Origin of the sequence: Vibrio sp. B7 (genome assembly GCF_963888765.1) — a bacterium.
Taxonomy (GTDB): Bacteria; Pseudomonadota; Gammaproteobacteria; order Enterobacterales; family Vibrionaceae; genus Vibrio; species Vibrio anguillarum.
The window spans coordinates 51,473-66,191 of sequence record NZ_CAWPKR010000033.1 but is presented as its reverse complement, the minus strand read 5'-3'; the positions used below and the strand labels follow the sequence as shown (position 1 = coordinate 66,191).

Genomic DNA, 14,719 nt, shown 5'->3' with positions numbered 1-14,719 from the left:
TAATAAGGATAACGTACATGACGAAGACACTTACTCCGTCAACCGATGTGCAGGAAATGGTAGCGCAATCTGATACCGGCGCAAGAAACCCTCACGGCTTGCCGGGGCGCATTTTGTGGTTTGTCCCACTATGTTGGTCACTATTCCAACTTTGGTATGCTTCACCGCTGCCCTTTATTTTTAACTTTGCCATCTTAAACGATACGCAAGCACGAGCCATTCACCTCACATTCGCTGTTTTTCTCGCCTTTACTGCCTACCCTGCGTTAAAAAACTCACCACGCGATCGCATTCCATTGATTGATTGGATTTTGGCATTGGCGGGCAGTTTCTCTGCTGCTTACATCTATTTATTTTACAATGAGTTGGCTGGTCGCTCCGGTGCGCCAACCTTGATTGATATAGCGGTCTCTGTCACAGGAATGGTGCTATTACTTGAAGCAACACGTCGAGCGTTAGGGCCACCGCTAATGTTGGTCGCAGCACTCTTTTTGCTCTACACCTTTGGTGGCCCCTACATGCCGGATGTGATCGCTCATAAAGGAGCGAGCCTAAACAAAGCGATGTCTCATTTATGGCTGACTACTGAAGGGGTTTTTGGGGTGGCTCTTGGCGTTTCCACCTCTTTTGTGTTCTTGTTTGTTCTATTTGGTGCAATGCTTGAACGAGCTGGCGCAGGTTCCTATTTTATCAAAGTAGCCTTTTCACTGCTGGGCCACATGCGAGGCGGTCCCGCGAAAGCAGCGGTTGTAGCCTCAGGCTTATCGGGGCTAGTGTCTGGCTCATCGATTGCAAACGTAGTTACCACCGGTACTTTTACCATTCCCTTGATGAAACGTGTCGGCTTTCCCGGAACAAAGGCGGGCGCTGTTGAAGTAGCCGCTTCCACCAATGGCCAATTAACCCCGCCTATCATGGGTGCTGCCGCATTTTTAATGGTGGAATATGTCGGTATTTCCTATGTTGAAGTGATCCGTGCGGCGCTACTGCCAGCGCTTATCTCTTATATTGCCTTAATTTATATTGTCCATTTGGAAGCCTGCAAAGCAGGAATGAAAGGCCTACCTCGCCGTCATACACCGACATGGGTGCAAAGCTTACTTTCATTTACGGGTACTATTTTAGGGCTTTGCGTTCTCAGCGCTGTTGTTTACTACGGCATTGGTTGGACCAAAGAGGTGTTTGGTGACGCCGCTACTCCAATTGTTACGGTCGCGCTTTTACTGACTTATGTCGCTCTGATTAAAATTTCGTCTCGCTACGCCTCAGAAAGTGCAATGGATATGGATATCCAAGAAGTACCCGACCCTGGGCCGACGGTAAAATCAGGGCTTCATTACCTGCTACCTATTGTGGTGCTAGTATGGTGTTTGACGGTCGAGCGCTTCTCGCCTGGATTATCCGCCTTTTGGGCCACGATATTTATGGTCTTCATTTTGATCACTCAGCGGCCAATCATGTCGTTACTCAATAAGAGCAACGATTTGAACACGCAAGTGAAGGCTGGGTTTGTTGATCTTGCCGAAAGCTTGGTTTCGGGCGCGCGGAATATGATTGGCATTGGTGTGGCAACCGCCGCCGCAGGAACCGTCGTTGGTGTCGTCACCTTGACTGGCATTGGCTTAGTGATGACCGATTTTGTTGAGTTTATCTCCGGTGGCAGCGTCATACTGATGCTGATTTTTACCGCTGTGATCAGCCTCATTCTTGGTATGGGCTTACCGACTACCGCCAACTACATCGTCGTATCAACCTTAATGGCTCCCGTCATTGTGACACTGGGAGCCGCTCATGGTCTTATCATCCCATTGATTGCCGTACACTTATTTGTGTTCTATTTCGGCATTTTGGCAGATGACACCCCACCAGTTGGCTTGGCGGCATTTGCCGCAGCCGCTATCGCTAAATCAGACCCTATTCGTACAGGTATTCAAGGGTTTGCTTACGATATTCGTACCGCCATTTTGCCCTTTATGTTCGTATTCAACACTCAACTACTGCTAATGGGAATTGATACATGGTGGCACTTAGCGTTAACCATTTTCTCGGCAATTACCGCAATGCTGCTGTTTTCTGCTGCGACCCAAGGTTGGTGGTTAACACGCAATAAATGGTGGGAAACCGTCTTGTTGTTGGTGCTGACGTTCTCGTTCTTCCGACCCGGTTTTTGGTGGGACATGATTTATCCTGCAAGCGAACTGCACCCAGGCACAGAGATAGCGCAAATTGTAGAAAACCTCGATGTGGGTCAATCGATAGAGCTTATCGTCGCTGGTGAAACCATTGAAGGTGATTACTTATCAAAAACAGTACTACTCCCTTTTGATGATCAAGCGTCAACGGCAGAACAGCGTATTCAATCAATGGGGCTAACCCTGAAAGAAACCAGTAATCGTATGCTGGTGGATATGATTGAGTTTGGCAGTCCAGCTGAAGCTGCAGGCATAGATTTTGATTGGGAAATCCGCTCAGTTGTGTTGGAAAGCCAACGGCCAATGAAAGAGTGGGTTTTCTTACCTGCATTATTATTAGTGCTGACGCTAGCTTGGAATCAAAAACGCCGTATGAGAACACAAGAAATACGCGCTTAATCAATATGCCTAGCACGAGCTAGGCATATACTTTACGGAAACAAGGTGCTCTAAAGCACCCTATCGTAGATGAGATAATCCATAATGTATAAACACATCCTTGTTCCAGTGGACCTTAATGAAAAAGGCTTTTCTGACAAAGCCGTTGAACTTGCTGTTTGGCACGCGACACATTCTAATGCTGAAATTCATCTTTTAAATGTATTACCTGGTATCCACATGTCGATGGTCGCCACATACTTTCCAAAAGATGCCGCGGCGAAAATGAAAGAAGACGTCAAGCAACAGCTAAAACAGTTTGCTGATCAACATATCGCTGACGAAATAATCTACAAACTGCATGTAGCGGAAGGTAAAGCCTACACCACCATTTTAGATTACGCAGAAAAGCTCGGAGCTGATTTGATTATCATGCCAAGCCATAAACGATCGAAGATCGATAAAGTGATGCTGGGATCGGTGGCCAGTAAAGTAGTGCAAAACTCGCCAATCAATGTACTGGTTGTCAAACCGCAAGGATAGAAACCCTGCATCGTCATAAAAAAGCGCATGAGGCGCTTTTTTTTATGCCAACGACAAGCGCCTCAGTTAGGAATTGGCTATCAAACTAATAGGCTCAATTACCTTTACTTGTTGAGAATAATTATCAATAATGTTTACATCAACCCGATAACCGTTTAGGTGAACATTATGAAAAAAACGCTTAGCTTTGCCGCGATCCATTTCAGTATTGCGTTTACCGTCGTTTATCTACTTACGGGCGACATTATTCTTGGTAGTCTGATTGCCATGCTTGAGCCGATGGTCAATACCGTTGCTTTTTACTTTCACGAAAAAGTATGGGCGCACTACACCCCACTGCGCCGCTACTCACAATCGGCCAAAATTAAAACAGGTAGCTTTGCTGTAGTGCACTTCAGTGTTGCATTTAGCGTGGCATATATCATGACCGGAAGTTTTGTCATCGGTGGTGTTTTAGCCATGATCGAACCGAGCATTAATACGTGTGCTTACTACTTCTACGAGAAGTTTTGGCAAAAGAGGCATCCACAAGAATGGTCACCAATGAAATGCTCTCATTAACTGTACGTTGATCAGATAGGAAAATGGGTAACACAGAGATCTTCGCTTAACGCAATATGGAAGGATTGCTGCTGACCATCAAGTTGCACCGATAAGGTATACAAATCATTCGGGTTAAGCTGTGTAAGATCTGCGTACTTCGGCGCTTCCACTTGAAATAAAGCACTGGCATGCTGATGACGTACATCAATAGGTAACTGATAGCTCATACCATTAAATTTCACCACCGCGGAAACTAATCCTGGTGCGTAGGTTTGATAATGTAAGTGAACCAAAAACTCACAGCCACCGCCATAGTGCCAGATTTGCTCAGTGGTAACATGCTCTAAACGAACATGACGAATGCATTGCAGATAAGGCTCTTGCCAAATACCCATTCGCTCATCGTATTTCTTCACCGAGTGGTGTCCTAATGGGCATAATTGCGGTAAATCTTGATCCTCCAGCAACCACTCTTCTTCTTGCTCAACAAACAAAATTTCGAATCGATTGCGGCCGAGTTGCAGCAAAGGCCTAATGTCTTTTTTATACACCGCTTGACTGCCATCACAATCAAATAGTGCCACACCGTTTAAACGTATTTCCGCATAAAAATCGATCCCCTCAAGCACAAGATCAATTGCAGCAAAACCAAGCATCACTTCATCCACCTCAACATCATGCATCAAATGCCACTCTTGCTCGGCAATTTGTGCTTCTGTCATATCATGAGGTAATACTTGGCTAAGAGGCGCAGGAAAACAAAGATCATCTTGCGGGATCGATAAATCAGTCAACGGTGAAAGCTGCCAAAAGCCAGCAAGAGAAATTCGCATAATAAACTTGAGCTAGATCAATGTTGAGCGATTATATACAAAATAAATAAAGATGTGCTGACAAAAATAATGATTCGTCACTAAAGTGCCCCGTTAGCTTTGCATAGCTAAAAAAATACCAGCCAAAGGGCTGGTATCTCACATCAAGGTAAATAACGCCTAATTACTCTTGGTCGTCTTCATCTTCTTCATCGTCGTATAGCGCATCTTCACCAGAGTACACCCTTACACTTCCTTTCTTTAAATTAGTGTGAGCAGGCAGGATACAAAAGGCTTCTCACACCATTCATACAAAATATCACGATTAAGCGGGAAAATCGCAAAAAGGTGTGAATTACTAGCTTTTAAGATTCACACCTTTTTATATGGCTGAATCAGATAAAATATAGGAGACAAATACAGTTTTATACTCAACGTAACTCATTTTTGGACAATTATCAGTTTCGGAAAATCGAACATTAGCAAATCATGAATAACTAGGGGTATGGAAAAGTTGTTGTGAAGTGCTAGTGCGATGAATAACATCGCACTAGCAAAAAGGTTGGACTAGGGTGCTCACTAAGTGCCGTTACGTTAAATTGGGCTTCTATGAGTTTATGGCGAATCACCAGAAATACTTTGAAATATAGAAACATATAGTAGAATGCACGGCATTAATAACACACCTATTTAATTGAACTCATGCCTAAATCCGTAGAACCTAACATTGCAGACCTAGCGAATGGCTGGCTTAAAAGCCACAAACTGGATTACAAACTAGAGCAAGAAAGCCTTAATTCAGAGATTGATAAGGCTCTGAATGATTACTTTACAAAGAGTGGCGGACAAGGTGGGAATAGACCTGACGCTAAGCTTTTACTGGAAGATTCATTAACCAATAACTATCCAGTTCTGATTGAGTACAAAGGCTTACAAGGCAAACTGGTTAAGCTAGATAGTAACGGCAACGTTGATAATAGGAATGCGAAAGGTGAGCCTAACCTAAAAAACATCAATGATTTTGCGGTTAACGGGGCTGTTCACTACGCTAACGCTGTTCTACACCACACTAGCTATACAGACATCATCGCTATTGGTATCACGGGTTACAAAGATGAGTCAGACAACCTAAATCATGAAATAGGCGTTTACTACGTATCTAAGCACAACCTTGGTGCAGGTCAAAAAGTCGGTGAATATAGCGACCTATCTTTCTTATCATCAAAACACTTCGACAACTTTATTCAGAAAGTTAAATCTCTCAACCTATCTCAAGATGAGCTAGACAAGCTCAAGCAACAACGAGAGAAAGAGATTGATATTAGCTTAACTCGTCTTAACAACGACATTTACCAGAATGAAAAAGGATTAGGTGAAAACGATAGGGTTTACCTAGTCGCTGCTTCAATCATGGCTACGTTAGGTGTGGCTGGAAAAGTAAAACCATTAGAAAAGTCTGAATTACTCTCATCCCAAGAAGAAGGTAATCGAGACGGTGATATTTTACTTCGCAAGATCAAAGCCTTCTTAGGCGAAAAAAATATCCCTCGTGAAAAGCGAGAGTTAATCCTAAGAACTCTCACCAACACACTCACGACTGAAAACATCAATAAGGTCAAAGACGGTGAAAGCCAACTAAAACGTGTCTTCATAAAGATTGTTGATGACTTAGGTATCTACTACAAGATTGGTTTAACGACTGACTTCACAGGCAAACTGTTCAATGAAATGTACGGGTGGTTAGGCTTTTCTCAAGACAAGCTAAACGATGTTGTTCTCACACCGTCTTATGTTTCGACGCTTCTTTCCCGATTGGCTCGTGTAAACAAAGATTCTTACGTTTGGGATTTTGCCACTGGCTCTGCAGGCTTACTTGTAGCGGCCATGAATGAAATGCTAAACGATGCTAAACAAACGATAACATCACCAGAAAAACTAGCCAGAAAAGAGGCTCAGATTAAAGCAGAGCAGCTTTTAGGGTTAGAGATGCTATCAAGTGTCTACATGCTTGCGGTGTTAAACATGATCTTAATGGGAGACGGTAGCTCTAACGTTCTAAATGGCGACTCTCTCACTTTTGACGGTAAGTATGGGTTTGGTAAGGACAATGAACTTTTTCCAGCCGATGCTTTTGTTCTAAACCCTCCGTATTCTGCTACTGGTAACGGAATGAACTTTGTTCACAAAGCATTAAGCATGATGAACAAAGGCTATGCTGCGATCATCATTCAAAGTTCAGCAGGTACTGGTAAAGCTAAAGAGTTAAACCAAAAGATACTTGAAACAAATACACTCATCGCCAGCATCAAGATGCCGATAGATCTCTTCATTGGCAAGTCTAGTGTTCAGACTTATGTGTATGTATTTAAAGTTGGAGAGGCTCACCATAAAGACGAGATGGTGAAGTTTATCGACTTTTCAAATGATGGGTACACTCGAACCAATCGAAAGAAAGCCAGCAATAACTTAAAAGATACCGATCAAGCCCAAGCTAGATATGACGAGCTTGTGAGCCTTGTCCGCTTCGGTAAAAGCAAACTAAGCCTGTTTACTGAAAGTGAGTATTACGAGAATACGATAGATCCTAAAAATGGTGCCGATTGGAATCAAAGCATTCCCATTGATACCAAACCAACCATTGCTGATTTCAAAAAGACAGTCAGTGACTACCTAGCGTGGGAAGTATCAAATCTTCTAAAGCAAAAAGGAATGGGCACTGAATCGGGAAAGTAACCACCTCACTTAACGAAAAGTTAGAAAATGTTGAGTGGGGAGACTTTAAGTTTAATGACAATCTATTTGAATTATGCAAGGTTAAAAACAAACTAAGTAAAGCTGAATTAGATATCACCGGTCGCGTTCCTGTTTATTCCTCCGAATCTACGAACAATGGGATAATTGGGTATACAAATGAAAAACCTGATTTTTCTATAAACAAGGAAAATCAGGTTTATGTTGTTTTTGGAGATCATACAAGAAGCTTTAATATTGCTAAAAGCTGTTTTTGTGTGGCAGACAACACCAAAGTTTTGAGCGTTGAAAACCCTCTAATATCAGATAAGTCTCTTATGTTTATTAACTCATCATGGAAAAAAAGCATTCCTGATAAAGGCTACTCAAGGCATTGGAGTGTAGCTCAACAAATATCATTCAAACTTCCTGTCAAGCAAGGGAAACCAGACTTTGAGTTCATGGAGAGATTCATAACGGAGCTAGAGGCGGAGCGTATAGCAGAGCTAGGGGCTTACTTAGCAGTGACAGGGTTATCTGATTGTGAACTGACAGAAGATGAGCGAAAGGCTTTAGATGACTTTACTAATGATGATATTGAGTGGGGTAAGTTCAACCTAAAGGATCTATTTGGTTTAGCAACCAGAGGTAGACGCCTAAAAAGTTCAGACCGAATCAAAGGTAAGACACCTTTCGTAACAGCAGGTGAAACAAATCAAGGTATTTCAGCTTTTATTGGTAATGACGTTACGGTTTTTAACAAGAACACTGTAACCATTGATATGTTTGGTTCTGCGAAATATCGAAACCACTCATATGGTGCAGATGATCACGTCGCAGTTGTTCACACTGAAAACTTAGATAAGTTCGCCTCAATTTTTGTAACCACATCAGCACATAAAGTAGCAAATGCTGGTCAGTTTGATTATGGGCGAAACTTTTACGCTAAAGATGCTGATGCTTTAAACATTCAGCTACCTGTTAAAACAAATTCAAGCAATCCTAATTACTCAGCTATGGAGCTACTCATATCTGCAATTCAAAAGATTGTTATCAAGGATGTAGTCGTATATGCAGATAAAAAAATACAAGCCCACAAAGAAGTAATCCACTCGTAGGATGCAAAAAAATAGTGCCCATAACGGCCACTCTTAATACACTTACTCGACCGATGATTTACAGGGCAAAAATCAGTGTGTTCATTTGAGTCAAGAAAAGCACAATGACACTCATTTTTCGTACTTTGTGAGTTTTGGGTGTCAGATTAGTTATATTTGGTCAAAGTTCACATGGTCGAGAAAGTAGGTTTTTTGGTGAAACTAGTAATGGGGCAGAAGTCAGTTAGAGTAACCTGTCAGGTTTGAGGAATCTTGAGTTGGAAAGGACGATTGCGTTCTGACCAACCCAACCCAAATTACTAACAACTAACAGTTACTTTTTATAATCTTCATACTCAGCAACGCTATCAGGAAGTTCTTGCTGAAGTTCATAGACTCGAAACATCAGCGACTTGTTCAATGCTTCAAGTCCATCATTAATTGCTAGAGCCTCATCTCTCTCAATCCGATAACCTTCTTTAAGTTCAATCTGCTTCCTTAACTCATCTTTGAGCCTATCGATTTCGCTCATATCTTCTGTAAGAGGCGAAGCTGTTACAGACAGCTCTGGGTTATCTTGCAATTCGTTGTGCGCTTCGATAGCAGGGTTAGCAACCTTATCAACGAACTCTTTGAACTTATGAATGTAGCTACGCCCTAATCCCGCTTCATTGTTGATTTTATTCAGAGTTAGACGACCTTTAGCTTTAGTTCGCAAAGGTATGCCATTTTGGAGTCGAGCGAGTGCCTTATGAAGCTTTTCTTCAGCCGACAATGCTTTCTCTTCTTGTATCAAATCCCTGAGAGCTTCTTGGTTCATTTAGGTTACTCTAATAATGACATCAGTAAATGGCGTGTAAGGAATTTCGTGTGCTTTTAGTATCAGTTCTTCCACTTGAATCTTCTGCTTTAAGCCACTCAGGATTGAACTTTTTAATACATCACCAGTATTAAGGTTCGTAAACTTGGCAATCAAACGTTCTCTTTGTCTAGCAATCTTTTTCGCTCCTTTATCGGTCACAACTTTATGATCGCACTCTTTGATTTCCGCTCGAAATAGTTGTGTACCACACACTCGGTCACACGAAGCATTAGTACAATAGGCACCGCTCGGAAGTTGCATGATGTGAAAGTTGCCACGACGAATGTTCTCTTCAATTTCAGCACGAGTCATGAAGATGCGTTTTCCAGCTTTCAATTGATCCAGTCGTTCCTGCATAATTTCTTCGCCTTTGAACCCACTCAAATGCTCACTTTCGTTGTAAATCTCATCGAAGATATCCACCCCCAAGTCAATACCAGCCTCTTTCAAGTCGTTTAAGACCTCTTCATCCATCAGCAGGTCATTCAACTGTGCCAATACCGCATTATTTGCGTAGTAACCTGCCATATTGATGTTTTGGTGTTTAAATTGAAATTTAATCCCTGAAGCCGTACCGAAGCCGTATCGCACAAAGAACACGGCAAATGACCGTCTAAAGTCATGAGAACTCAAGCCATTGTATGTGCCGCCAACTTTTAATTGTCCCTCTCTTGAAGGATTTAGCGTATTAAACTCTTCAACATCCTCTGAGGTGGCCTTATAACCTAGATTTTTTATAAACCTTTTCAGTGCATTGAAAGGGTCGAATATATAGTTGTCGCTGCCTTGTCGTACAGCTTTAGGCACCAAAAATGCGGAACACAATTGTTTTCTCATGTGCTTTATTTTTTGTGGCACCTCACCTTTCGCTTCTTTTTTATCAACGCCATTGTGATAAAACTCGCGAGTTGACGCCATCATGTCATAAGCCAGTTCTAGCGCTGTTTCTGCAACAGAGTGTGATTGCCAAGTGGCAAGAATAGGTATTCCATCATGCCCCTTGCTTGTCTCACCTGTGAGTAAGGTCACTGGCTTACCGTTAACCATTACCGTATCTACGCTGCCTTTGTTGAAAGATACGACCTCTCCAATTCTCCCCCCTGAGAAGCCCTGAACCACCACCAAACAACTGGTCAGGATGTCGGCCAAGCCATCAGCTTGCAAGTCTACATTGAAACCAGGAATTCGATGTTCAATCCTCTTTGTAGCATTTCTCACTCTTTGTCCAAGGGCTTTGTCGGTCATTAATAGTTCCTTTCTGCCAAAGCCTCGACCTTGTTCAGTAAGCTTTTCACCATTACGAATTCGCTTCCTAATGTCATAGGCTTCTCCCATAACCAATGAAATCTCATGACGATACGGATGGTATTTTTCAACGGTTTCTAAGGCATTATTCATGATGCATTGATACAATTTATGCGGAATAGCCACATGCTGCTCAGGTTCTGTCCTAGTTGCGCACTTTCTTAACGCCTTCGCGTCAACATATGAACTGAGCAAACCAACATCAGTCAGTTTATTTAATGCTGTAAGAAAGTGACCAAAATGTGAGCCGCCAAGCTGTTTCTGTTTAAGCCTACGGGTAAATGATTTCCAGTGTCTGGCGTTATCTAGTTGACTCCAATCTGTCCCCTCCAAGCAGCCTGCAATATGCTGTAGCGTAGTCTTCAACCTATCCATGAAACTGACCGATAAGGGCAATGTACCCACTTTTTTTGAGTGGTGATAGAGCTGATATAATGCGTCCTGTATTCCATTAACATACTCAGGCTTAGTAGAATTAAAGCTCACGATTAATTGATACCTCACCCCAACGGTATGCGACGTTGAAAAATCCCACTTCTCAACATGGTATGGCTTATCTTTTACGTCGAGCCTGTCTAACCCCTCGATTAAGAATGCCGTTTCAGACTTCTGAATTGGAACTGATGAAACAACGTTATGGAGTTTATCGGGTTTATCATTCATTGTTAAAACGTCTCCAGTAAGTCCATTAGACTATACCCATCACTATAAAGCGGATGAGGGGCTTCGCTGTGCATTTCTAGCGCTTTGGTGTAGTTATCAGGCGCAACCTTTTTAAACGCCTTTAAAATCGATTCTATGGTGTTACACAGCTTATGAAACTTATCCGTTGGCAGACTATTAATCGCTGGGTAACCCTTCATTTCTTGTAGCGTGTCGTTGAAGGACAGCATTAGCCAAATATCCTCTACCTCAGACACTAGTCGATGATACGAACATTCGAAGCAGCCAAGGAAATCAGTGCAACTTTGCTCCTTTTCTGGTTGTTTGATCCCCATATTTTCAAGGTTTTTCTTAATTCTTGCGGCAACACCTTGTGAAGAATCCTTGCAGCGAACACCTAGGGGGGTTTGGGTATCGTTCGCTGTTTCTTCCTTACGCAGCCTTTTGTAGTTGTAGTCGCTCAGTACATTGGCATGATTAAACTTCGATTTATTCGCGGCCTCGTGAGGATCGGTGCCATTTTTCGAAATGTCGTACAGCGCATCACCGTTTGCCGCCAAGCTCGTTCTATGATCACCTTCATTGCCGTCAGAATAACTAACTGCAAGAACTTCAATTGAATTATTCGCTGACATTGACACTAGCCAGATGTCTTCCGTCACTTTCATTAATGCATCAATCTTCGTTTGGCGTAGTTTTGAGGGTGTTACATGTACAAATCCCAATTTCTTTGTGTACCTATTGATGCTCTTTTGAGGTGCTGTTTGACCTGCATCAACCCCCCCCTGAATATCGCCTGATTTCAGAAAATAAGGAAACACCCATTCTGTACCAGAGTTTTTCTGAAGTGACATCGAGATTTCCAGCCATTGATGGAAGAACTCTTGGGTCTTTTTATGAAAGCCAAGTGAAGTATCAAAGTTCAAATGATTTGCACGCGCCTTGGTCATATCAAAGTAGACTTTGCCATTCGATTTAGCGGTAAACCGGATGTCGCTAAAGCGAAGGTTTAAAAGGGGGGTTGTGTTTTGCCCTGTGAAGCAAAACGCAAGCATCGCAGCCAGTCGAGAAAAATGGTTACGTGCTGAATTTTCGGTTCTTACAGCATTCTTAAAATATTGTTTATAATTTACTTTTTTTACGGGGCTCCACCCATTTTTCTCGGCTTGTTGATCGAACAGATCTTCACGCCAAAGTGGATGAACATCCGGTTTAGTGCCCTTTAAAAAATGTTGTCTAAACTCTCCAAACGCCGCAATAAACCGACGAACAAGCGGCTTGTACTCCCCAACCACATCAATGCCTTTATGTGAAACGGCCTGTTTTTTGCCCCATTTTATTAATTTTAATTGCCTTGCCTCGACGGAGCGATTATTAGATTTAAGGAAAAAGCCAACCATCTTTTTAGCGTTACTCCATGTTGATAGACTTTGCTCACCTCGGTTACATTTGTCTTGATGATAATCCATGTAGGCGTTGTATAAATCTGGGGCAAAGTAGTCACCATTAATGGGGTCCAGGTGATTACTGTCCATCCAGCGAAGGTATAACTTCAATTTTTCAAAATATCTTTTCTTTGTGCGGTTGAAATCCGTTTTTAGAAGACGATAGACATCTCGGACAAAAGCCTCTCTACCTGCAACAGGTATATAATCCACACCCTCTATTTTTTTGCCTCGCTGAGAATAGTTAGGAGCGCCTTTATATAACAGCTGGATAAAATGAGATGTACCTCCGTTGCATTTCAGCTTCAACTCATCCAAATGAAGCGGCTCAATAATTGCGACGGGGGTGTCATAAAATGCTTCATCAAGGAAAACGGGGGTTGAGTTATCTTTGCGGCTCATTTTTTCTTTGACTCCTCAAGCTTTCTAGACGCCTCTTCGAACTCAGGTAAATCATCCAATTCGCTCTCTTCATCGAACACACCAACGTAGTCCAACACATCTTCCCAGATTTCATCCCCAGTAGGCTTATCCTGAGCAATTTGTAGATAAAGCAGTGTGGTGGATAAATCTTCATGCCCAAGAAATGCTGATACTATTTTTAGAGCCTCGTCTGCATCCATTTTCTTTAACAATGTCCGAAAAGCTGAGATCGCAAAGGTAGAGCGTAAGTTGTGAACCACCGAATCAATTTCATTCGGCAAATTAATGGCAGCTGTTTTCCTGACCTCATTCCATCGAGTATTGATTTCTTCCAGTTTCTTAAACAAGGGTACACCAGAGTTACTAATGAAAAGGTATTGCTTGTATTCATCAACCCCATCAGGTCCATCAAAGTAGGCATCATTACCCGCCTCTCTCTCAGCCCTGCATCTTTCTTTAAATTTCGCTAAGCGTTTTTTGTATCTTGGTGAGTGGCTGTAGTTGTAAAGTTCGAGCATCAGTGAACTAGGAATGATGGTGCGTCGAGACTTATTGTTGTAACCACCATTAGGGTCTTTAGTGAGTGAGCCATATTGGTTGCCCACACCAAGCCTCAATACAGCAGTTTTCATATCAGGGCGAACCACTTGTCTTAGATGCAAACTTGCGCCTTCCTCCTTACGAAGCCCCGTGTAGCGGTAGACGCGGAGCAATAAGCAATACTCTTCAGGTAGGCTAACAAGCTTTTCTTCGCGATTAACATTCTTAATGACCCGCTGGGTGTTAATCAGGACATTCTTAATCTCTTCCCATTCACTGTTTAACAGTGGCTTTAGATCGCGTCTTGCATTGGGTAACTTACCTCCATCGTTTCGCTTTGACTTTGGGAAGCTCAGTTTTAAATCGGTGGTTTGTATTACCTTACGACTGTAAGCGCTCATGTGAGTGCCACTGTTTTCGATGCTAATTAGCAAGGTTTCAAATTCAAACGGAGGGTTATTAAACTTCATTCCCTGTCTGAGATGATGTTTGTAAAACTCTACAACTGAACGCACATACGATACTGCGGTCGTTCGAGCTAACCCTGTTCCACTTATCGTTGTCTTTTTGATTGCATCCCTGTACATGAATGTGGCACGTAGATTTTTCCTAACAGCAAACTTATCCCAAGCAGGGCGAGGAGGGTCGATAAAGGGATCGTAATCTTCATTGTCATATTTACTATCCCACTTTGCTTGAGCATCCAATATAAACCTGAAGTAATGTGTGAGAGCTTTAGAAGCTTGTTGGGACTCTTCTGCATCTTTCTCAACGTGTTTTGCAAGAATAAACTCATTAACACAATCCAGAGGCTCAAATGAAAGCAGCTTTCCCTTAGTGAAAATAGTGTTGCCGTACTCATCTTTCATCGGCTTACCCTTCTCATCAAGCCGTTTAAGCTTCTCGTAACCAACCAAGTTCAAGAAGATAACCTTCTTAATATGAACATGACTTTCTTTGTTACGAGAGTATTCATATTGAAGCTCTCCATTATCATCAACGAACACCAATGGCTTTTTATAAGTGAAAGGTTTTAATGTTTTTGTCTTGATGTCGTAAATGATTTCCGTCATTTGAATGTCGCTAACTCATTATCTAGTTAACATTAAACCTATCACATATTCTCACCTTCAAAAGTCGTATGGATGGTAAAAAACAAAATTAGAGCAAAAAAAACCTCACCATG

Annotated in this window: 10 protein-coding genes; 5 read left to right on the top strand and 5 right to left on the bottom strand. The window is 42.2% G+C overall.

Going from position 1 to position 14,719, the window contains the following annotated elements:
- Nucleotides 1-17: 17 nt before the first annotated feature.
- The 3 genes from AACV32_RS09825 to AACV32_RS09815 all read left to right on the top strand — a co-directional run bounded on the left by AACV32_RS09825 (nucleotide 18) and on the right by AACV32_RS09815 (nucleotide 3,674).
- Complete coding sequence (locus AACV32_RS09825; RefSeq protein ID WP_094128151.1) at nucleotides 18-2,591, top strand: TRAP transporter permease; 2,574 nt, start codon at nucleotides 18-20, stop codon at nucleotides 2,589-2,591.
- 84 nt (nucleotides 2,592-2,675) lie between these two features.
- Complete coding sequence (locus tag AACV32_RS09820; protein ID WP_013857847.1) at nucleotides 2,676-3,113, top strand: universal stress protein; 438 nt, start codon at nucleotides 2,676-2,678, stop codon at nucleotides 3,111-3,113.
- A gap of 168 nt (nucleotides 3,114-3,281) precedes the next feature.
- Nucleotides 3,282-3,674 carry a DUF2061 domain-containing protein gene (locus AACV32_RS09815; RefSeq protein WP_026028743.1) on the top strand — a complete coding sequence of 131 codons (393 nt, stop codon included), beginning with the start codon at nucleotides 3,282-3,284 and terminating at the stop codon, nucleotides 3,672-3,674.
- 11 nt (nucleotides 3,675-3,685) lie between these two features.
- On the opposite strand, the gene AACV32_RS09810 is transcribed toward AACV32_RS09815, so the two are convergent.
- A complete protein-coding gene (locus tag AACV32_RS09810; RefSeq protein ID WP_013857849.1) occupies nucleotides 3,686-4,489 on the bottom strand; it encodes a glycosyl hydrolase 2 galactose-binding domain-containing protein in 804 nt (267 codons plus the stop codon).
- Nucleotides 4,490-5,170: 681 nt separating this feature from the next.
- Between AACV32_RS09810 and AACV32_RS09805 the strand changes: the two genes are divergently transcribed.
- Nucleotides 5,171-7,201, top strand: coding sequence for an HsdM family class I SAM-dependent methyltransferase (locus AACV32_RS09805; protein ID WP_170895044.1), 2,031 nt, complete (start codon nucleotides 5,171-5,173; stop codon nucleotides 7,199-7,201).
- Nucleotides 7,189-8,316, top strand: a complete 1,128-nt coding sequence (locus AACV32_RS09800) for a restriction endonuclease subunit S (protein ID WP_170895072.1) — start codon at nucleotides 7,189-7,191, stop codon at nucleotides 8,314-8,316. The genes AACV32_RS09805 and AACV32_RS09800 overlap by 13 nt, the downstream gene beginning before the upstream one ends.
- 313 nt (nucleotides 8,317-8,629) lie before the next feature.
- On the opposite strand, the gene AACV32_RS09795 is transcribed toward AACV32_RS09800, so the two are convergent.
- The 4 genes from AACV32_RS09795 to AACV32_RS09780 are packed head-to-tail and all read right to left on the bottom strand — an operon-like array spanning nucleotide 8,630 to nucleotide 14,606.
- Nucleotides 8,630-9,115 carry a hypothetical protein gene (locus AACV32_RS09795; protein WP_170895045.1) on the bottom strand — a complete coding sequence of 162 codons (486 nt, stop codon included), beginning with the start codon at nucleotides 9,113-9,115 and terminating at the stop codon, nucleotides 8,630-8,632.
- Nucleotides 9,116-11,125 (bottom strand): hypothetical protein, encoded by a 2,010-nt coding sequence (locus AACV32_RS09790; protein ID WP_170895046.1) that lies wholly within the window; start codon nucleotides 11,123-11,125, stop codon nucleotides 9,116-9,118.
- A 2-nt stretch (nucleotides 11,126-11,127) separates the two neighbouring features.
- The gene (locus AACV32_RS09785; protein WP_170895047.1) at nucleotides 11,128-12,972 is read right to left on the bottom strand and encodes a hypothetical protein; all 1,845 of its coding nucleotides are present in this window, start codon (nucleotides 12,970-12,972) and stop codon (nucleotides 11,128-11,130) included.
- Nucleotides 12,969-14,606 (bottom strand): site-specific integrase, encoded by a 1,638-nt coding sequence (locus AACV32_RS09780; RefSeq protein WP_170895048.1) that lies wholly within the window; start codon nucleotides 14,604-14,606, stop codon nucleotides 12,969-12,971. The genes AACV32_RS09785 and AACV32_RS09780 overlap by 4 nt, the downstream gene beginning before the upstream one ends.
- Between the last annotated feature and the right edge of the window lie 113 nt (nucleotides 14,607-14,719).

Bases quoted from the DNA above. Each gene is read 5' to 3' on its own strand.
- AACV32_RS09825 (WP_094128151.1), top strand. From the start codon at position 18: ATGACGAAGACACTTACTCCGTCAACCGATGTGCAGGAAATGGTAGCG.
- AACV32_RS09820 (WP_013857847.1), top strand. From the start codon at position 2,676: ATGTATAAACACATCCTTGTTCCAGTGGACCTTAATGAAAAAGGCTTT.
- AACV32_RS09815 (WP_026028743.1), top strand. From the start codon at position 3,282: ATGAAAAAAACGCTTAGCTTTGCCGCGATCCATTTCAGTATTGCGTTT.
- AACV32_RS09810 (WP_013857849.1), bottom strand. From the start codon at position 4,489: ATGCGAATTTCTCTTGCTGGCTTTTGGCAGCTTTCACCGTTGACTGAT.
- AACV32_RS09805 (WP_170895044.1), top strand. From the start codon at position 5,171: ATGCCTAAATCCGTAGAACCTAACATTGCAGACCTAGCGAATGGCTGG.
- AACV32_RS09795 (WP_170895045.1), bottom strand. From the start codon at position 9,115: ATGAACCAAGAAGCTCTCAGGGATTTGATACAAGAAGAGAAAGCATTG.
- AACV32_RS09790 (WP_170895046.1), bottom strand. From the start codon at position 11,125: ATGAATGATAAACCCGATAAACTCCATAACGTTGTTTCATCAGTTCCA.
- AACV32_RS09785 (WP_170895047.1), bottom strand. From the start codon at position 12,972: ATGAGCCGCAAAGATAACTCAACCCCCGTTTTCCTTGATGAAGCATTT.
- AACV32_RS09780 (WP_170895048.1), bottom strand. From the start codon at position 14,606: ATGACGGAAATCATTTACGACATCAAGACAAAAACATTAAAACCTTTC.